Genomic DNA, 17,299 nt, shown 5'->3' on the forward strand with positions numbered 1-17,299 from the left:
GATTAAAAACTGAAAAATGTCAGCATTGAGCCATAAAAACCCGCCAGGTTCCGAATCAGGATACTTGGTCTGATACCAATACTGGCTACAATGCAAAGCGAATCTTAGTTTGTCAAGAAATCCAGAATATTCCACCCGGTCTGTTCACTCTGCTTGAACAATTCAGTATAACCGCATTGTTGGCAGGAGATGGTAACAAACCGCTTGTTCTGCACATCGAAAATCTTGGCAAAATTGCCTCCGGTAGCTTGAAACCGGTCGCTCTCATAGTGGGTGCAACCGCATTTTGGACATACGTACTGCTGTTTTTCCATGGCCACTACTCTACCATAGTTTCATCACAGAAAAAAGGGATAAAAACCCTCTTGACTAAACCAAACGCCTTTAGTTATAGTGTCAGAGTTGTTATGGCGGCATAGCTCAGTTGGTAGAGCAAACGGCTCATATCCGTTCGGTCAGGGGTCCGAGTCCCTTTGCCGCTAGTGTAAAGACCTCCTTGGAAATCCAGGGAGGTCTCGTTTTATCTGCATGGTATCGTATGGATTTCCCCCAGCCCAAAACGTATAGTATGCCTATGAGACTTTTCTATGCCCTTACGTTTGACGAACAAACCCTCCGTTCACTGAGCCAGATTCAGGACACACTACAGCCTTTGCTTCTCAAAGGAAGAAGGACTGCTATCAACAATCTGCACCTCACCCTCAGCTTTCTGGGTGAGCAGGACCCTCGGCTGCTTGCCAATCTAACCAAGGGACTCCAAAAGCTTCCCTGCGACCCTATTTCGCTTGAGTTCTCACAGCTTGGCATGTTTACCAAGCCCGGGGGAAACATTATTTGGCTTGGCATAACCAAAAGTCAGCAACTACGCACTTTACAATCCTACTTGGTTTCGATGTTGAAGGAACTTCCCGTACAATTCACCGATTCTCCGTTTACAGAGCATGTTACGCTGTTTCGCAACGCACACCTGGTCAGCCTTCCAGAGACTACAAGATTGAACTGTTCCATCCAAGCAATCAGGCTCATGCACTCCCACCAAGTACAGGGAGTGCTTACCTATACGCCAATTTCTTCTAACTATTTATCAGAAAAATAGTTGGTTTTTCCATAATTGCATCGAATGTGTTTGTATGCTATGGTCAGACCATGGATACGTACGTAGAACAGAATGCTAAAGCATGGGACTGGGAAGTCGGTCGCAATAATATATGGACTGATGGTTGCACACAAGAACAAATCGACAAAGCCCGCAAAGGCGAACTCGATATGGTTCTCTCTCCTTTTAAGAAAGTACCTGCTTCATGGGTCTCGGACATTGCCGGCAAAAAAGTCTTGGCTCTTGCTTCAGGTGGCGGGCAGCAAGCAGTACTCCTTGCTTTAGCAGGTGCCCAGGTAACTGTTTTCGATGTTTCAAAGAAGCAATTGGCCCAAGATGCCTCATATGCTGAGAAACTCAACTTGGATATTCAATTGGTTCGTGGGGATATGCGTGATCTCTCCTGCTTTGAGGATGCTTCTTTCGACCTCATCTACAATCCCACCTCATCCTGTTTCATTGACGATGTAAAAGCCATGTACAGTCACTGCTATAGGATTTTACGGACCAAAGGCTATTTCCTTACATCGATAACCAATCCAGTACTCTATATGTTTGACGAGAAACGTGCATTGAAAAACAAACTGCGTGTCAAATACACACTTCCCTACTCCGATCTGAACAGTCTGAGTGCCAAACAATTGGAGAAGCGAATGAAAAACCATGATACCGTCGAGTTCAGCCATACGCTTGAGGATTTGCTTGGAGGAGTTACCGACTGCGGTTTTCACATTACCGATCTCTATACCGATACAGCCGGTTGCATGATGATGGATAGTTATGTACACGATTGTTATCTTGCACTCAGGGCCTGCAAAAACTGACAAACGCTTGTTGATTGACCTGCAAGCTGTGTATACTTGTTGTATGGAAAACTACTTTGCACGACTTTTGTTGACGAGTGAACTCGACGATCCCATCTACTTTGCCAAGATCCACCAGCAGATAGCAGATCTTGAGAAGCAGCGTATCGCCCACTTCAACGAACATGGACCGATGAACCCCCAATATGTCGTGGTGATGAGTGAGTTGAATATGGCGTATCTACAGGCCCGTGATACCTCCAGTGAATTGGAAATCGCCCAACAAATTTATCAGACCAGCCTTTCACTGTACGACCAGGAAGATGAACGAACCCTCGAGGCACTACTTGCCCTCGGCCTTTCCTATCTTGATGATAATCAACTGGATGAGGCACTGGGCATCGCTACTTCGCTGCTCGCCCTTCCATGGTCACAGGATAGTGGAAGCAGATATGACCTATATATCGATGCCTTGTGTTTCCAAGCGGATATTCAGCATGCCAAACAACTCTACTCCCAGGAATTGGTGATCAGAAAGCATGTTCTTTCCCTTCTGGAAGAGTTGGCGGGTTCTGTTTCCAGCCAGGCAGTCATGGCCCGTTGCGGCCTCGCTTTCTGCCTGGAGAAAATGAAAAAGTATCGACAGGCCCTCGACCACTACTTGGTAGTACGCTCCTATCTTGATAGCGAGGAGCAATTTGCCACGGAAGCTGAAAAAATCGGCCTTTTGGTACATATCGGACGCTGTTATCGAAAACTGGGTAACTTTGATGACGCTACGGTTTTATATCACTGGGCCCACAATCAGGCGACCAAACATTTTGGCGCTGCATCGACCTTGGCCCAAAAAATGAAAAAGCTGGTGGGAGTAATCGATACTACCCAGCCTTAATTCCTACTATATTTATAGGTATTGACCAAATCCTTTCTTTTGTGTTCTACTATGCAAGAGTTAGCATATGCTAACCTACTATACATTGAGGAAAGCCGTGTCAGACGAACTTATCATACGTTTTGCATCTCCTACCTTGGCCGCGCTCAAGGTAGGTAGTTTAATCAGTTACCGCACTACAGATTTTGAAGCTTTGCATACGACCGTTGAGCAGTGGAACATTAAATTGAATCCTAAAGGCGTTGTTGTAACACTCCTGCAGCAAAAAAAAGATTTGTATTTGATGTATGTACATCGGCCCAACCTCTTGGAACACAAGTTGAAGCAGAAGGAAGTACAACACATTCTCTGTCCCTTGGGGTATCCGATTTGTCCGCTCGCGGATTCAATTGAGCATCTCATGCACCGCTTGGACCATGAAGAACAGTTTCCCCATGAAATCGGTCTCTTTTTGGGGTATCCGGCATCTGATGTACAAGCTTTTATCCGTAATAAGGGGTGTGACGGTAAATGTGATGGATGTTGGAAAGTGTATACGGATGTCCAACAAGCAAAAAAGGTGTTCGCACAATATAAGAAATGTACCCGTCTCTACCTTGAGTTGCACCAGAAAGGAAAAAAACTAGAGGATTTGACGGTTCAAAGGAAACATATATGAAACAGATTGCAGTTGTCTATTATAGTGGAACAGGGAATACACAGGCGTTGGCCGATGCCGTTATCGAGGGTGTACGGGAAGCTGGAGCCTTTGCAAAAGTCATCAGCGCCGGTATGTTTTCAGCAGATATGCTGGACAGTTACGACGCCTTTGCCTTTGGGTGTCCTGCCATGGGCAGTGAAAGCTTGGAGGACGAGGTGTTTGAGCCGATGTTTGAATCGTTGTTGCCTCATCTCAGCGGAAAAACCGTCGCCCTGTTTGGTTCGTATGGCTGGGGTGATGGTCAGTGGATGCGAGAGTGGCAGGAAACCACCCGTAAAAGCGGTGCGCTGCTGGCAGCAGAACCTGTAATTGCCGAGGACACTCCCGACCAAACAGCCTTGGCCGAGGCAAAAGCCTTAGGAGTTGCGCTTGGCCGCTAAGCCCATCAGGAAGTAGACGAGTTTACCAGCTGTATAGCTTGGGTGGTGGAGTTGATTGGGTGCAAGCTCCACCACATCCATGCCGATAATCGTCCTACCCTCGGTCAAGCTTTCCAACAGCGTGATGGCATCCCACCAGGATAGTCCACCTGGATCGGGGGTGCCGGTTGCGCTCATCAGCGAGGCGTCAAAACCATCCACATCGAAGGTTATATAGAGCTTTTTCGGGAACGTCGCAGGAAGCTGTAGCGTAGAGAGATCCTTACAGCGATAGAGGTAGGATGCATCGTAATGCCCTACCTGATAGCGTTCTCTTGCGGCAAGGTCCTCTTCACTGAAATTCCTGATGCCTACCTGAAAAAGGGGTATACCCTTCTCCACCACCCTACGCATAACACAGGCGTGGCTGAGTTTACTCTCTTCATATGTATCGCGTAAATCCATATGGGCATCGAACTGCAATACCCCAACATCTTCATAGGAAAGCAGTAAATCGATGGCGGCATTGGTCACCGAATGCTCCCCACCCAAGAGAACAGGAATAGCATTACAGGTACGTGCATTGAGCATTGCCTTGCTTGCCCGCTCGATGGAGTCCTCACCGTTTTCACTCATTTCTACATTGAGGGTTGTATGAATGCCAAGCAGTCCCGGATTGCCGTAGCCTTCCACCAGTTGCTCCAATTGTCCGGAAGCCTCAATAATGGCAGATGGACCATGTTTGGTTCCACCCATGTAGGAGACAGTCTCCTCCAAGGGAAAAGGAATGACATGAAAGTGTGCCTTTTGGGGATCAGCATTGGGAAATTCCGAGTCAAGAAACCAATGTTCCATACATTCTCCTACGATAATCGTCTTTGATAGTCATCAAAGCTGAACGTTTTGACAATCTGGTACAGCCCGTCTCGAACCATGCCGATGTCAGCAAGTGCAATACCGTTGAACATGGTAGTTTTTACCATGGTGTAGTGCATCATGTCACACAAAAGAAGCGTATCACCTACTTTGGGTTGTTTCTTGAAGCGATACGAACCTACCCAATCGCCTGCCAGGCAGCTACAGCCTCCCAGGCGGTACCCTCCCTCTTGGACGATTTCAGCTCCTACCACCTGAGGAGCATACGGCATTTCCAAACAATCGGGCATATGGGTGGCAAACGAGGTATCAAGCATCAGTGTGGTGATGCCTTGATTTTGTACGATATCAAGAATTCTGGTAGCCAAGTACCCTGTTTCCCAGACAAACGCCGCCCCGGGTTCCAGATACAGCTGAATATGGGGATGACGCATACAGAAGGATGAGAGGACGGCCTTGAACAGCTCAAGGTCATAGCCCTTTTTGGTTACCAGATGCCCGCCACCAAGGTTGAGCCAAGAAATGGAAGGAAGCAAATGCCCATAGTGTTTTTCGATGGAAACCAGGGTTTGCTCAAGATCATGCGCCGTGCTCTCACAAAGGTTGTGTGAATGCAGGCCGCTCAAGCCTTCAGGGAGTGTCGGCAACGCTTGGGGAAGGACACCCAGGCGTGAACCGATCGCACAGGGGTCGTAAAGTTCTGTTTCAACTGCAGAATACAGTGGATTGATTCTCAGACCTTTGCTGGCTCTTGGGCAGTCTTTCGTATGTTTCTCATACTCATTGAGGGAATTGAAGGTAATATGCTTGGCAATCCTGGCAATGGTCTCGAACTCACGGTCTTGATACACCGGAGCATACGCATGCACTTCTGAAAAGTAAGGAGAAGCGAGGAGAGCCTCATTGAGTGAGGATATGGTTGCCCCGCATGCAGAAGCCGCCAGCTCTGGAAAAACAGAGTGCATGGCAAAACCCTTGAGTGCGAAGAGAAATTTGACCGGCACCTGATCTTGCAGTTGCTTGATAAGGGCAAGGTTTTTTTGTAAGGCTTCATACTCCAGCACAAAGGCTGGAGTATGGGATATCTGCTTGGTATCGATCATGCTCTATTTTCCAAAGGCAAGCTTGCCATCTACAACGACTTCCCAGGGAAGACCCATTTTCCCGAGTTCTGCAAGGAACGGGTCGGGGTCAAACTGCTCCATGTTCCATACCCCTGGTGCATTCCAAATTCCTCTTGCAACCAAACTGGCACCAAGGGCTGCAGGAACTCCTGTGGTATAGGAGACTGCCTGTGCTTTGGTATCCTGATAAGCCATCTGATGACTGCAGTTGTTGAAAATAAAAAAGGTGCGTTCCTTTCCATCCTTCACTCCCCTGATCTGACAACCGATGGAAGTCTGGCCTTGATAGTTGGGGCCAAGCGAGGAAGGCTCGGGAAGCACTGCCTTCAGGAACTGAAGAGGTTGTATTTCCATACCCTGATACTCGATCGGTTTGATACTAGTCATGCCGACCTCCTCAAGGACCCTCAAAAAGGTGATGTATTGCTGACTGAACGTCATCCAGAAGCGGGCACGCTTGAGGGTGGGGTAATGCATCACCAGTGATTCCAGTTCTTCGTGGAAGAGGAGATAGCTCTCCTTCGAACCTACCCGCGGATAGTCTACATTCTGGTGAATTTCTAGCGGTTCTGTTTCCAGCCACTCACCCTTCTCATAATACTTTCCGTTCTGGGTAATTTCCCGTATATTTATTTCTGGATTGAAGTTGGTTGCAAAACTCTTGCCATGGTCGCCGGCATTGCAATCTACAATATCAAGATAGTGCATCTCGTCAAAGTAATGCTTGGCGGCATACGAGGTAAACACATTGGTTACCCCGGGGTCGAAACCCGAGCCAAGCAGAGCGGTCAAGCCGGCCTTTTCAAATTTTTCCCTGAATGCCCATTGCCACGAGTATTCAAAATGCGCCACATCTTTGGGTTCGTAGTTTGCAGTATCCACATAGTGCACTCCACACTCCAGGCAGGCCTGCATAATAGTAAGGTCCTGATACGGAAGGGCTACATTGAGCAATACATCCGCCTTGAAATTCCTGATAAGGGAAACAAGGGCTTGCACATCGTCTGCATCCACCTCTGCTGTGCGGATGGGAACAGGTCCTGCTTCCTTGGCGATGGCGTCACACTTTGCCTTGGTTCTGCTGGCGAGCAATATCTCTTCATAGAGGTCTTCCATGCGTGCGGACTTGCGCACTGCAACATTGCCAACTCCCCCAGCACCAATAATTATCAATCGTTTCTTGTTCATCCCTTACTCCTCTTGGTCGGTCTCGTAATAGGTATACCCCCTCAAGCCAGCAGTATAGGCTGAGATGATCCGTCTTCTTTCCTGTACCGTAATCCTACCCTCTTGTACTGCCTTTTCCGCCTTGGTACGAATCATGGCCTCAAGGCGTTTCGGCTCATACTCCACGTAGCTGAGCACATCGGCAACCGTATCCCCTTCCAGCTCATTGTGCAAACTGAATGTTCCATCGTCATCATACGTGATGGAAACTACATTGGTATCCCCAAGCAGGTTGTGCAAATCCCCTAAAGTCTCCTGATAAGCCCCCACCAAGAAAACACCTAGAATGTAATCCTCATCTTCTGTCAGGCTGTGAAGCGGCAAGGTGTTGGAGACGCCTGAGCTGGTAATGAACTTGTCGATTTTTCCTTCGCTATCACAGGTGATATCGGACAATACCGCCTTGCGTTCCGGTTTGGTATCCAAACGATGGATCGGCATAATGGGAAACATCTGGTCGATGGCCCATACATCGGGAAGCGATTGGAACAAGCTGAAATTCCCGTAATAGATATCGGAAAGTTGGTGCTCCAGCTTCTGTATTTCGGAAGAGTGAATATCGCCATACTTTTGCTGGATCTCAGCGATGATCGACCAATATACATGTTCTGCAGCGGCCCGCTCGCGCATGTTCACCTTGCCGTACAAAAATTTATTGCGATTTTCCTCGCGATAATAATTCAAGTCATTCAGACATTCCTGGGCATTCTTTTCGTTGAGCATGGTCCGTACATACAAGAGGTTCTCCAAGGCGGGCATCATAGCATCGTCGTAGACATCCTCTTCGCTGTTCTTCCCATCCCAGAATACATTGGTATCGAGAATGTTCATCAACAGAACCGAATAGTAGGAGACAAGAGCCCTTCCCGACTCACTGATGAGCGTTGGATGGGGAATGTTTTCTTCCTTGCAGATGGTCATGATTTCCTCAACCACGTCATCACAATACTCTTTGGTTGAATAGTTTCGACTGTTTGAACTGTTTGAGTGACTGCCATCATAATCGATGGCCAAGCCGCCTCCCATATCCAACAATCCCATGGCAGCACCTTCGTGTACCAACCCTGCATAGAACCGAGCGGCTTCGGTTGCGCCGACACGAATATCGTGAATGTTGGGAATTTGGCTTCCCAGATGGTAGTGCAACAGTTTCAGGCAATCCAACATATTCTCTTTGCGAAGCCGGTCTACAACTTGGACGACCTGCGTGGTATTCAGTCCGAAAACGCTGCGGTCCCCACCGCTGTCCGTCCAATGGCCGCTTGCCATGGTTGAGGGTTTCATACGTAGGCCGATGTTCGGCTTAATACCCAACGCCCGTGATCGCTGGAGGATGATCCCGACTTCTCCGGGCATTTCCACAACCAGCACAGTCTGAATACCCAGTTGCAATCCTTTGAGCGCAAGATCTATATACTCTTCATCCTTATACCCATTGCAAATGACATACGCCTCAGGATCATCAATATGGGCCAAGGCTATAATGAGTTCGGCTTTGCTGCCGGTTTCCAACCCATGATGGTACTGCTGCCCATATTTGCAAATTTCCTCGACTACCTGTTGTTGTTGGTTCACCTTTATCGGATACACACCGCGATAGGTTCCCTGGTATCCGGCATCCTTGATTGCATTCAGGAAACTCTCATTGATATGCTGGATGCGGTCATCCAAAATATTGGAAAAACGAAGGAGAACGGGAAGTTTCATCCCTCGTTCCTGCAGCCCCTTGGCGATGGAGAGCAAGCTTATGGAGGACTGTGGTGACTTGTCCTTCAACCTTACTTCTACTTCCCCGGTATCTGCTATATGGAAATAGCCGTTTCCCCAATCATTGATTCGGTATAGCTTTTCTGCATCTTTGATTTTCCAGTTCTGCATAGGCGCTCCCTTATTGCTAGTATGTCATAGTATAGCAGAAAAAGGGAGGATTGCACACAGAACCTAGCACTTTACTAGGAATGATGTAGCAAGTATGTTCCCTGTAAAAAAATATCCCTTTGTTTGTATGGTAATTCTAGCAAAATGAATATCTTTTAATAAAGTTCATACATACCTAGTACACGCATGAAAAAGTGAATGCTCGGCTTGACAAAACAACACAAACGTAGGAATATCTAGATGATATCGTTTTGATATCTTTATGAATCATTTTGGAGGCATTCGTATGAATGAACCTGTCTACTCCCAAGAAAAGATCTTGACCAGTGTGGCGAATGGTTTTGCATTCCTTCTGCTCAACACTGCCCTGATTCTTGCATGCTGTGTGTTCTTTGTCATAGGCTTTGTTGCCGACATGCCTGCTCTCCTACGCTTTCTTGTGGTGGTAGTGAGTGCTCTCTATGGTTTCGTCGTTGGACCCATTCTTTATGCCGGACTGAAAATTGTAAAGCCCAATGAAGCATTGGTACTCACCCTGTTCGGCAAGTACTACGGGACGCTCAAGAAAGAAGGGTTCTTCTGGGTCAATCCGTTTGTAAGTGCGGTTAATCCAATTACCAATACCGATACAGCATCTTCCACTTCAAAGCCTGAATCAAAAACCGAACCGGGTAAAATGTCTACTACCTATACCATCCAATTCCCCAAGAAAAAGATTTCCCTCAAGGCGCTGACACTGAACAATGACAAGCAAAAAGTGAACGATGCCCTGGGAAATCCGATTATTATCGGTGTTGTAGTCATTTGGAAGGTTGTTGATACGGCAAAGGCTGTCTTCAGCGTAGACAACTATGTAGAATACTTATCCATCCAATGTGACTCTGCCCTTCGCAACGTAGTAAGACTTTTCCCCTACGACTCCGAAGAGGATGAGAAATCACTACGTGGAAGCAGCACAGAGGTCGCCCAGGATTTGCAGCGTGAGTTGCAGTCGAAGGTTGAGGTAGCAGGATTGCAAATACTCGAAGCCAGGATCACCCACCTCTCGTATGCCCCCGAGATTGCTGCAGCCATGTTGCAACGACAGCAAGCATCCGCCATTATTGCTGCACGCCAGAAAATTGTTGAAGGTGCAGTAGGCATGGTGGAAATGGCTCTCGATCAGCTGAATAAAAATGGTATTGTAACCCTTGATGAAGAGCGTAAGGCTTCGATGGTGAGCAACCTGATGGTAGTCCTATGCGGCAACCGTGATGTCCAGCCGATCGTAAACAGCGGATCACTCTATTAACACGAAAGGAAGATGACGTATGGAGGCAAAGGATAAAGCTAAAAAACAAGTATTACTGCGTCTATCGTCGTCGCTGTGGGAAGAGTTGGCCCGTTGGGCTGATGACGATTTTCGCTCAATCAATGGGCAGATTGAATACTTGCTTACCGATTGTGTAAGAAAACGTAGGAACAAGTCATTTGAGGATGAAAGTTCTGAGTTAGAATAAGCTCACGTGAGTAATGCTGCCAACCCTCGTCCTTTTGGATGGGGGTTTTTCTTGCTCCATAGGCAATCCATAGTGTACTATACATGCGTGGAGTATTTACATGCATGACATTTGGAACCCTTGGCATGGATGCATCAAATGCAGTGAAGGCTGTCAGAATTGCTATATGTATGCCCTTGACCGTAAGCGTGGTATGGACGGTAGGGACATTTTCCGTACAAAAGCCGGCTTTACCTACCCTTTACATCAGGATAGAAAAGGCAGATATACCGTACAGTCCGGGGAGATGCTTCGCGTCTGTATGACCAGCGACTTCTTTCTCGAGCAAGCTGACGCATGGAGGGATGAGGCATGGCGTCTCATCCGACAACGCAGGGATGTAAAATTTTTCTTGTTAACCAAAAGGCCTGAACGGGTTTCAACATGTCTTCCCTCAGATTGGAACGACGGGTGGGACCATGTTATGTTCAACGTCACCTGTGAGAACCAAAAAAGGGCTGATCAGCGTATTCCTCTCTTGCTCGACCTTCCTTTCAAGCACAAGGGAATCATGTGCGCTCCCCTTTTGGGTCCCATCGACATCTCTGCTTATCTGGCTACGAACCAGATTGAGCAAGTACTCGTCGGAGGGGAGAACTACGACAATCCCCGCCCCTGTGACATCGATTGGGTCAAAGGCCTTCACCAAGCCTGTGTACAGTCAGACATTACGTTTTGTTTCATTGAAACAGGAACCTACCTGATCAAGGATGGGAAAACCTATCACCTCAAGTCAAAACGATTACAAAGCAGTATGGCATGCAAATCAGGCTTACAGCATGTAGGCAAGCCGATGCATTTCGACCTTGTCGATGAATACGGCCCGATAGAGAAAGAACTCTTATACAAACCGCACTTCAGAACGTGTTGTGAGCAATGCGGCAGCCGTCTCATCTGCAATGGTTGTAGTGCATGCAGCACATGCATGCAAGAAAGAGGTGGCATTGCTGCCACCTCCGAATAACCAATCAATTTTCTTACTTACTTGATAATGCCTTGTTTCTTAAGCTCATCAACATTCAAGGCCTTCGCATAGGGAACTTCCAATTTTCCCTCGTTCACCAGCTTGACCACTGCATCTCGATAGGGTGAAGCAAGGTTGACTCCCACGATCTTCCAGTTGTTGTCAACCTTTGGAACAATGGTTTTCTGGGCTTTTATGTACTCTACCAGCATGTCGCGGATCGAGTTGGGACTCTCCCATTCCTTGGTTCCTGCAACCAACTTTTGGGCCTTGAGGGCAGAAGAATACCGGTAGTTGTTCACAGCAAGGGTGAGCCGTTGATCGTTTGCAAGCGGTTTGCCCTTGAACATTACATTGCGGATGCGCTGTCCGACCGGCTTTGAAAGGTCGATCTCATAATCCACACCGGCAAACATATCGTACAGGTATCCAGGTTTCTCCGGATTGAAGCTGATGGACATGTCTCCGCTCTTGTATTGATTGTAACAAGCTGCCGACCATTCCATATACGCCTTTAATTCCGATCCGGTAACCTCAACACGATACAGCGTATTGTCATACTTGTAGATGCCAAAGATTGTACCGTAGTTGATATCACCTTTGGGAATGTTGCTGGTATCGGCAAATAGAGCTGCTGCCGACACATCGGCACCACTATTGAGCAATTGCACCTCATTGATCAAATCCATGACGGCGGTATCACGTAGCTTGCCCTCAGGTATGCCAAGAATCTCATTCTTGGGCTGGAAATCCACTGATGCTTGGCCAAAAATGCCTCCGCTGCTCTTCCCATCGGCTGAAGGTGCACCACCGCTGATGAAGTCGCGGGTTGCTTTGTGCGCTTCGGCAATGAATGCATTCTTGCGGATAAGATCGCTTGGCTCATAGTTTGCCATATCCACGAGTTCAACCTTGCGATCGATTATCTCTTTATTCTCATTCAATGCAAGATCGATACGGATGACTTCCCGACCGAGGTTCCTTGCCCCGCCGATGACGGTTGTTCCCCGAATTTCCTTGATTGCATTGTGGTCGTGACCAACGATCAATACATCGACTTCAGGACAGAGCTCAAGGATTGATTTTGCACCGTCACTGCCGCCTTCCTCATCGTACTCGGGATAGATGCCGACATGGGAAGTTACGATGATCACATCGACCTTATCCTTGATGATGTCAACCACCTTGCGTACTGCAGGACCCACCGGTGCGTATACAAAAGGATCGGTCTTCTCGCCATCCCAGCGTGGTGCATTGGGGTTGGTTACCCCGATGATGCCGATTTTTATGCCGGAACGCTCGATAATTGTATACGGCTCGGCCCCCATGGTTCCATCGATGCGTGCCATATTTGCAGCAAGGATGGGGAAATTGGCAAGCATCTGAAGGCGACTGATGAGATTCTGACCAAAGTTGAACTCATGGTTTCCCAGTGTCATGCTGTCATACGCAAGAATGTTCATCGCCCGCATCACCGGATGTTCACCTTCTCGTTTGTTGTACAAATCATCGGTCATGATGTTGCCTTGGATGGTATCACCATTATCCACCAGCACAACGTTGTTCTCTTCACGTCGCACTTTCTCTACATAGGTGGCGATCCTGGCCATACCGGTATTGGTGGTATCCTTGTCGTTCTCATAGCTGAAACCCCACACATTACCATGTAAATCCGTAGTACCCAGAATAACGAGGTTCTGTGCGCTGGGGATCTCAAGGGTGGGTTGAGAAGCCAAGAAATTCACCGAAAGGCAGAACAGCAGCAACAATACAATCGTTGTTTTCAATCCTTTCTTGTACATAATGCACTCCTTTTTCCGGTTGTCCTCCAACCGGTTTGTGTGATTCTGCAGTCCTTACTGCGTGAAAACCAAATTAGTGATACAGGCGTTTCGAAACTTCCTTCCCCTCTTCGAAATGAGCCTCGTACTCCAAGGCGCCAACCTTGCTGTACCGTACCCAGGAACCATGTTTTACCCCTTTTTTGAAGTTTCCCACCTGCCAGATCATTCCATTCTCCCGATAAAAGTTCCATTGTCCGTCCATCAAATTATCCTTCAGGGGACCTTGGGCTTTGATGATGCCAGTCTTGAAATAGTGGGTCAGCGTATTTCCAGTCTGACTTTGTTGGACTTGGCCATTTGCATACCGGTTATCTGTCTCCATATTCGTCCCTCCTATACATTCAGCATCGCTTCGAACACGGTGCAGGCCTGTCCAAGCACCGTGGCACGGTTTTGGTTTACTTGCACGATAACCAATCCTGTTCTCTTTATTGCCTCACCTTGCATGAATATCGCCTTCCCTTGATGGATACGGTTAGTATACTGTTGCAGATACAACGCCAAAGCTCCGGCTGCATTGCCGGTTACCGGGTCCTCTTCAACTCCGCTTCCCGGACTGAACATGCGCGTATGGGCGACTACCTCGCCCTCAGCCTGGTCGAACGTATACAGATAGAAGCCCGGGACTCCGAGCTCAGATCCCAATGCGATCAAAAGGTCCCGTTGTACAAAAAGGGTATCCAGTGTCTGTTTGCTCTTCAGTCCAACCAAGACTTTTGCATTTCCGGTTGAGACAATCTGCAACGGCAAATCCTCGTACAGAGCTGAAGCCGACAACCGTAAGGCCGAAAGAAGTTGCTGTTTCTGCTGTTCTGAGAGTATCGGCCCAAACAAGCCTTCTTTTTGAGTAATATATATAGTTGGATGTTCAGTTTCATATTCTATGGTAATAGGAAGCAATCCTGCCTCGCAGAGCATCTGGTGAGAACCTGGGGGAAGTCCCAATTCGGTTGCAAGAATGTGGTAGCTTGCCACACTTGCATGGGTGCAAAGGGGTACTTCCTGTTTGGGAGTAAAGAAACGTATATGTTGGACGTCAGCGTCCTCCCATTGGTAGATGAACGCCGTTTCACTATTGTTCAATTCTCTGCTTATCCTCAGCATCATCTCCTGGCTAAGGCCATCAGAGGGATAGACAACCCCTGCAGGGTTGCCCGAAAAGGCTTGCGTGGTAAAGGCATCAACCTGCCATAGCCTTCGCATTTGCATACTTACCTCCAAAGGAACCCCACCGACCTACGCATAAGTATCTCATCATCGAAAACCAACTGTGCTGTTTTCTGAGCGAGGGAACAGCAGATGTGCAACGGCAGAAGATGCTCTTCCCGGGGATGGCAATGCCGGGCGAAAGGTGCCTGCTGCCAACCCACCAAGGCTTCCTTTCGCTTTTCAAGAGGAAGGTCAGTAGCACAAGTGTGTATCAGAAACTCCTGGAATGCTTGATTTTGCTTGTCATCCTGCTGATAAAACAGTCGCATATTATGAAAACTGAAGCCCGATCCTATAAACAAAATATTCTGATCCAGCAAGGGCCTGAGCGCTTCTCCCAAGTTCCAATGATCAAGGCTTGAAAGGGAAGAGAGCAATGAAAGCTGGATGGTTGGTATGCCTGCATCGGGATACATCAGGCTCAGGGGAATGAACATGCCATGGTCGAAACCCCTCTTCTCATCTACATCCCCTGCTAGTAAGGTGGCAATCGTACGGGCCAATTCAGGATCACCGGGTGCCGGATAGGTAATCTGATAGGCTTCTCTGGGAAAACCGTAATAGTCATACAACAAACCAGGATTCTCATTGCTGAGCAAAGTCGGCCTAGCCATTTCCCAATGGGCGCTGATGACTACAATTGCATCGGGCCGTACCAATTTGGTGTTCAGATCCTGCATGAATGCAACCATGTTCTGATGGTATTGGTCGCCAAGCAACGGAAGGGGGCCTCCTCCATGGGAAATGTACAGTATTTGCGCTTTCATCGAGACCTCCATGCGGTAAGTAGTTCGCCCAATTGTTGAGCTTGGTTTGTGAGTATTTGCATATCCACAGCTTGCAAGGTATCGAGCTGCGTATCAGCCACCCGTGCAAGCATGCTCTGATTCGATGAAGAAACCAGGAGCTCTGGTAGGACGCAAGAGAATCGGTCCTTACCAAGCTGCATCTCTTGCACCCCTCTCTTTCGCAAGAGCGGAGCAAGCGTTGAACTAAAATCTTGGAACGCAAGCGTTGATTGTTTGCATCCCAAGCCCGTCAATCTGACGACTTCTGTAATGGGAAAGGTGTTGAAGTGCTGGAACGTCGTATACCCGATTCCTTGGTCGTATGCTTGGCCGTTGGTAAGCAGAAAAGCAATCGAGGAGTCAATTTTTTGCTGCATAAGAGAGAGGAGCGTTGCCACAGAACTTGCATGATGCAAGGCTCCCTGCGTGCCATACTTGCAGTCCATCTGTGCTGTCACCATTAAGGTGGGGTTACAAGAGGGAACAGTGATGAGCAACTGCCTGCTTTCTTTTTGCTTTACATCGCAAAATAGCTGAAGCGGAACAGAAAGCCTGTCCTCCTTTGCTTGCAGAAGCGATTCAATGAGCGAGGATGGCGCATAACAGCTGGGGATGGAAAAAGAGGCACTTGTAATGAGGGGGAAAGGAGAGAGGCCGGTCGAATCATGCATACCGGTCAGGCATATGATGGCTTTGGCCTTGGTGTGAGAAAGCAAGCCAAGCAGCTCAGAATCCCGCATCGGTTCCTTAGCCAACGAGCCGTGTACAACCAGAATGGAAGCAGATGCATCAAGCCCTGTCAGCGTTGCCTTTTGAGAGGCAAAAACCAATGGAGCAGAAACCTGGCAGGGTGGAGAAAAAGGTGAAGGCAGAACAGTACAACTCTCTTCCGATAGCCTAAGAAATGAGAGAGATCCACTCCAGATAGGGGAGGGAAAATTCTGGCTTTGCACCTCATAGCCTAAAGAGGACGCAAAATTTTCACAAAGAGAGAGGAGCTGGTCGTTCTCTTTCGATCCGACACTTCGCTTGATGGCTACGGTTGCAAGCAGGTTCTCGATGGACTGCATCCCTGCCTCCTCTTTTCGTCTTTTACCCTATCACACAAATACTCATTCGTACACACCTCCAAGGTAGGCTATGAGCTTTTCGATGGTCATCGGAGCACTTCCCTCGTAGTGATTATTCACATTGATGTACACCACCCTGCCCTCTTTGGCAAGCGCAACAATTTTGGGTGCGATACTTGCCAATTCATCATCCTTGTTCTTGACAATACGGTTCCAGATTCCCCCGGTTTCCTGTTCAATTCCAGAACGGTCATCACCATGAAGTCGGATGCACAGCGTATCCCCTTTTGATTGTTCAAACAGCTGCAAGGTTGTAAGCGGGTTCTCCATCCAATATCCGGATAAAAGCACAGGAGCAATCTTCTGCGTGTGAAGAAATTCAAACCACGATGAATCGATCCAGTTGGGATTGCGTATCTCTACGGCATACGCAAGGGAATCAGGGAGCATGCCTAGGAATGTCTGTAGCTTCTGCTCGAACACCTTTCGCTCATGGATGGCTTTTTGATTGAGGTAAGCAAACTGGAACATGAAGAGCCCCACTTTCGAAACCAAGGGGCCCAAGCGTTCAAGAAAGCGATAAAATACCTCTGCATCCAAAAACCATGGGTTCATCGCTTCTGTTGATCCATAGGCGAACGGCAATGTCAGTGCGTTGGGGCATTTGATGGTGAAACGAAATTGTTCTGGGGTAGCTTGGTCATAGCTAAGAACAGTTGCCGGGTCAGGCAAGCCGTAACTTTGCTTTCCCAGAGACCAGAACCATTGGTCGACTTCAACAGAACGGTAGTGTTTTGCATACTGGGCAAGCAGGTCTTCGTTGCTGAACGAATCATAGACCATGCCTTCCCAACTGGTATATTTCCATGAACAGGTACCAATATAGATCATACGCTACTGTAGCAAGAGTTGCCTGTATAAAACAAGGTCG

Annotated in this window: 19 protein-coding genes and 1 tRNA gene; 9 read left to right on the plus strand and 11 right to left on the minus strand. The window is 47.9% G+C overall.

Going from position 1 to position 17,299, the window contains the following annotated elements:
• Window positions 1-104: 104 nt before the first annotated feature.
• Entirely contained in the window at window positions 105-314 is a 210-nt protein-coding gene (locus tag SPIBUDDY_RS07595) for a zinc ribbon domain-containing protein (protein WP_013607165.1), read from the minus strand.
• A 95-nt stretch (window positions 315-409) separates the two neighbouring features.
• Between SPIBUDDY_RS07595 and SPIBUDDY_RS07600 the strand changes: the two genes are divergently transcribed.
• From SPIBUDDY_RS07600 to SPIBUDDY_RS07625, 6 genes are all read left to right on the plus strand, one after another.
• Window positions 410-482: transfer RNA gene (locus SPIBUDDY_RS07600), tRNA-Met, on the plus strand.
• Window positions 483-574: 92 nt separating this feature from the next.
• The gene (gene thpR, locus SPIBUDDY_RS07605; protein WP_013607166.1) at window positions 575-1,096 is read left to right on the plus strand and encodes an RNA 2',3'-cyclic phosphodiesterase; all 522 of its coding nucleotides are present in this window, start codon (window positions 575-577) and stop codon (window positions 1,094-1,096) included.
• A gap of 50 nt (window positions 1,097-1,146) precedes the next feature.
• Window positions 1,147-1,920, plus strand: a complete 774-nt coding sequence (locus tag SPIBUDDY_RS07610) for a class I SAM-dependent methyltransferase (protein WP_013607167.1) — start codon at window positions 1,147-1,149, stop codon at window positions 1,918-1,920.
• A gap of 43 nt (window positions 1,921-1,963) precedes the next feature.
• A complete protein-coding gene (locus tag SPIBUDDY_RS07615; protein ID WP_155816078.1) occupies window positions 1,964-2,791 on the plus strand; it encodes a tetratricopeptide repeat protein in 828 nt (275 codons plus the stop codon).
• A gap of 97 nt (window positions 2,792-2,888) precedes the next feature.
• Entirely contained in the window at window positions 2,889-3,449 is a 561-nt protein-coding gene (locus SPIBUDDY_RS07620) for a DUF3793 family protein (protein ID WP_172634190.1), read from the plus strand.
• Window positions 3,446-3,871, plus strand: a complete 426-nt coding sequence (locus SPIBUDDY_RS07625) for a flavodoxin domain-containing protein (RefSeq protein ID WP_013607170.1) — start codon at window positions 3,446-3,448, stop codon at window positions 3,869-3,871. The genes SPIBUDDY_RS07620 and SPIBUDDY_RS07625 overlap by 4 nt, the downstream gene beginning before the upstream one ends.
• Here the strand turns inward: SPIBUDDY_RS07625 and SPIBUDDY_RS07630 are convergent.
• From SPIBUDDY_RS07630 to speA, 4 genes are read right to left on the minus strand one after another with little or no spacing between them, the layout of a single operon-like run.
• Window positions 3,848-4,705 (minus strand): agmatinase family protein, encoded by an 858-nt coding sequence (locus SPIBUDDY_RS07630; RefSeq protein ID WP_013607171.1) that lies wholly within the window; start codon window positions 4,703-4,705, stop codon window positions 3,848-3,850. The genes SPIBUDDY_RS07625 and SPIBUDDY_RS07630 overlap by 24 nt on opposite strands.
• Before the next feature lie 8 nt (window positions 4,706-4,713).
• On the minus strand, window positions 4,714-5,829 hold the full coding sequence (locus SPIBUDDY_RS07635) for a carboxynorspermidine decarboxylase (RefSeq protein WP_013607172.1): 1,116 nt from the start codon (window positions 5,827-5,829) through the stop codon (window positions 4,714-4,716).
• Between the two features lie 3 nt (window positions 5,830-5,832).
• Window positions 5,833-7,038 (minus strand): saccharopine dehydrogenase family protein, encoded by a 1,206-nt coding sequence (locus SPIBUDDY_RS07640; RefSeq protein WP_013607173.1) that lies wholly within the window; start codon window positions 7,036-7,038, stop codon window positions 5,833-5,835.
• A 3-nt stretch (window positions 7,039-7,041) separates the two neighbouring features.
• Window positions 7,042-8,955, minus strand: coding sequence for a biosynthetic arginine decarboxylase (speA, locus tag SPIBUDDY_RS07645; protein ID WP_013607174.1), 1,914 nt, complete (start codon window positions 8,953-8,955; stop codon window positions 7,042-7,044).
• Between the two features lie 286 nt (window positions 8,956-9,241).
• Between speA and SPIBUDDY_RS07650 the strand changes: the two genes are divergently transcribed.
• The 3 genes from SPIBUDDY_RS07650 to SPIBUDDY_RS07660 all read left to right on the plus strand — a co-directional run bounded on the left by SPIBUDDY_RS07650 (window position 9,242) and on the right by SPIBUDDY_RS07660 (window position 11,457).
• Window positions 9,242-10,246 (plus strand): SPFH domain-containing protein, encoded by a 1,005-nt coding sequence (locus SPIBUDDY_RS07650; protein WP_013607175.1) that lies wholly within the window; start codon window positions 9,242-9,244, stop codon window positions 10,244-10,246.
• Window positions 10,247-10,265: 19 nt separating this feature from the next.
• Window positions 10,266-10,454 carry a type II toxin-antitoxin system antitoxin gene (locus SPIBUDDY_RS07655; RefSeq protein ID WP_013607176.1) on the plus strand — a complete coding sequence of 63 codons (189 nt, stop codon included), beginning with the start codon at window positions 10,266-10,268 and terminating at the stop codon, window positions 10,452-10,454.
• A gap of 100 nt (window positions 10,455-10,554) precedes the next feature.
• Window positions 10,555-11,457 carry a DUF5131 family protein gene (locus SPIBUDDY_RS07660; protein WP_013607177.1) on the plus strand — a complete coding sequence of 301 codons (903 nt, stop codon included), beginning with the start codon at window positions 10,555-10,557 and terminating at the stop codon, window positions 11,455-11,457.
• A gap of 17 nt (window positions 11,458-11,474) precedes the next feature.
• On the opposite strand, the gene SPIBUDDY_RS07665 is transcribed toward SPIBUDDY_RS07660, so the two are convergent.
• From SPIBUDDY_RS07665 to SPIBUDDY_RS07690, 6 genes are all read right to left on the minus strand, one after another.
• Window positions 11,475-13,259, minus strand: a complete 1,785-nt coding sequence (locus SPIBUDDY_RS07665) for a bifunctional metallophosphatase/5'-nucleotidase (RefSeq protein ID WP_013607178.1) — start codon at window positions 13,257-13,259, stop codon at window positions 11,475-11,477.
• A gap of 73 nt (window positions 13,260-13,332) precedes the next feature.
• Window positions 13,333-13,623, minus strand: coding sequence for a toxin-antitoxin system YwqK family antitoxin (locus SPIBUDDY_RS07670; RefSeq protein WP_013607179.1), 291 nt, complete (start codon window positions 13,621-13,623; stop codon window positions 13,333-13,335).
• An 11-nt stretch (window positions 13,624-13,634) separates the two neighbouring features.
• Entirely contained in the window at window positions 13,635-14,510 is an 876-nt protein-coding gene (locus SPIBUDDY_RS07675) for a PhzF family phenazine biosynthesis isomerase (protein ID WP_013607180.1), read from the minus strand.
• Window positions 14,511-14,512: 2 nt separating this feature from the next.
• A complete protein-coding gene (locus SPIBUDDY_RS07680; RefSeq protein WP_013607181.1) occupies window positions 14,513-15,277 on the minus strand; it encodes a DODA-type extradiol aromatic ring-opening family dioxygenase in 765 nt (254 codons plus the stop codon).
• A complete protein-coding gene (locus tag SPIBUDDY_RS07685; protein ID WP_013607182.1) occupies window positions 15,274-16,368 on the minus strand; it encodes a hypothetical protein in 1,095 nt (364 codons plus the stop codon). The genes SPIBUDDY_RS07680 and SPIBUDDY_RS07685 overlap by 4 nt, the downstream gene beginning before the upstream one ends.
• 42 nt (window positions 16,369-16,410) lie before the next feature.
• A complete protein-coding gene (locus SPIBUDDY_RS07690) occupies window positions 16,411-17,259 on the minus strand; it encodes a DUF72 domain-containing protein (protein ID WP_013607183.1) in 849 nt (282 codons plus the stop codon).
• Window positions 17,260-17,299 lie beyond the last annotated feature (40 nt).

The sequence above is a fragment of the Sphaerochaeta globosa str. Buddy genome (assembly GCF_000190435.1).
Lineage (GTDB): Bacteria > Spirochaetota > Spirochaetia > Sphaerochaetales > Sphaerochaetaceae > Sphaerochaeta > Sphaerochaeta globosa.

Coding starts and splice junctions, on each gene's coding strand:
- SPIBUDDY_RS07595 (WP_013607165.1), bottom strand. CDS start 314: ATGGAAAAACAGCAGTACGTATGTCCAAAATGCGGTTGCACCCACTAT.
- thpR (WP_013607166.1), top strand. CDS start 575: ATGAGACTTTTCTATGCCCTTACGTTTGACGAACAAACCCTCCGTTCA.
- SPIBUDDY_RS07610 (WP_013607167.1), top strand. CDS start 1,147: ATGGATACGTACGTAGAACAGAATGCTAAAGCATGGGACTGGGAAGTC.
- SPIBUDDY_RS07615 (WP_155816078.1), top strand. CDS start 1,964: ATGGAAAACTACTTTGCACGACTTTTGTTGACGAGTGAACTCGACGAT.
- SPIBUDDY_RS07625 (WP_013607170.1), top strand. CDS start 3,446: ATGAAACAGATTGCAGTTGTCTATTATAGTGGAACAGGGAATACACAG.
- SPIBUDDY_RS07630 (WP_013607171.1), bottom strand. CDS start 4,705: ATGGAACATTGGTTTCTTGACTCGGAATTTCCCAATGCTGATCCCCAA.
- SPIBUDDY_RS07635 (WP_013607172.1), bottom strand. CDS start 5,829: ATGATCGATACCAAGCAGATATCCCATACTCCAGCCTTTGTGCTGGAG.
- SPIBUDDY_RS07640 (WP_013607173.1), bottom strand. CDS start 7,038: ATGAACAAGAAACGATTGATAATTATTGGTGCTGGGGGAGTTGGCAAT.
- speA (WP_013607174.1), bottom strand. CDS start 8,955: ATGCAGAACTGGAAAATCAAAGATGCAGAAAAGCTATACCGAATCAAT.
- SPIBUDDY_RS07650 (WP_013607175.1), top strand. CDS start 9,242: ATGAATGAACCTGTCTACTCCCAAGAAAAGATCTTGACCAGTGTGGCG.
- SPIBUDDY_RS07655 (WP_013607176.1), top strand. CDS start 10,266: ATGGAGGCAAAGGATAAAGCTAAAAAACAAGTATTACTGCGTCTATCG.
- SPIBUDDY_RS07660 (WP_013607177.1), top strand. CDS start 10,555: ATGCATGACATTTGGAACCCTTGGCATGGATGCATCAAATGCAGTGAA.
- SPIBUDDY_RS07665 (WP_013607178.1), bottom strand. CDS start 13,259: ATGTACAAGAAAGGATTGAAAACAACGATTGTATTGTTGCTGCTGTTC.
- SPIBUDDY_RS07670 (WP_013607179.1), bottom strand. CDS start 13,623: ATGGAGACAGATAACCGGTATGCAAATGGCCAAGTCCAACAAAGTCAG.
- SPIBUDDY_RS07675 (WP_013607180.1), bottom strand. CDS start 14,510: ATGCAAATGCGAAGGCTATGGCAGGTTGATGCCTTTACCACGCAAGCC.
- SPIBUDDY_RS07680 (WP_013607181.1), bottom strand. CDS start 15,277: ATGAAAGCGCAAATACTGTACATTTCCCATGGAGGAGGCCCCCTTCCG.
- SPIBUDDY_RS07685 (WP_013607182.1), bottom strand. CDS start 16,368: ATGCAGTCCATCGAGAACCTGCTTGCAACCGTAGCCATCAAGCGAAGT.
- SPIBUDDY_RS07690 (WP_013607183.1), bottom strand. CDS start 17,259: ATGATCTATATTGGTACCTGTTCATGGAAATATACCAGTTGGGAAGGC.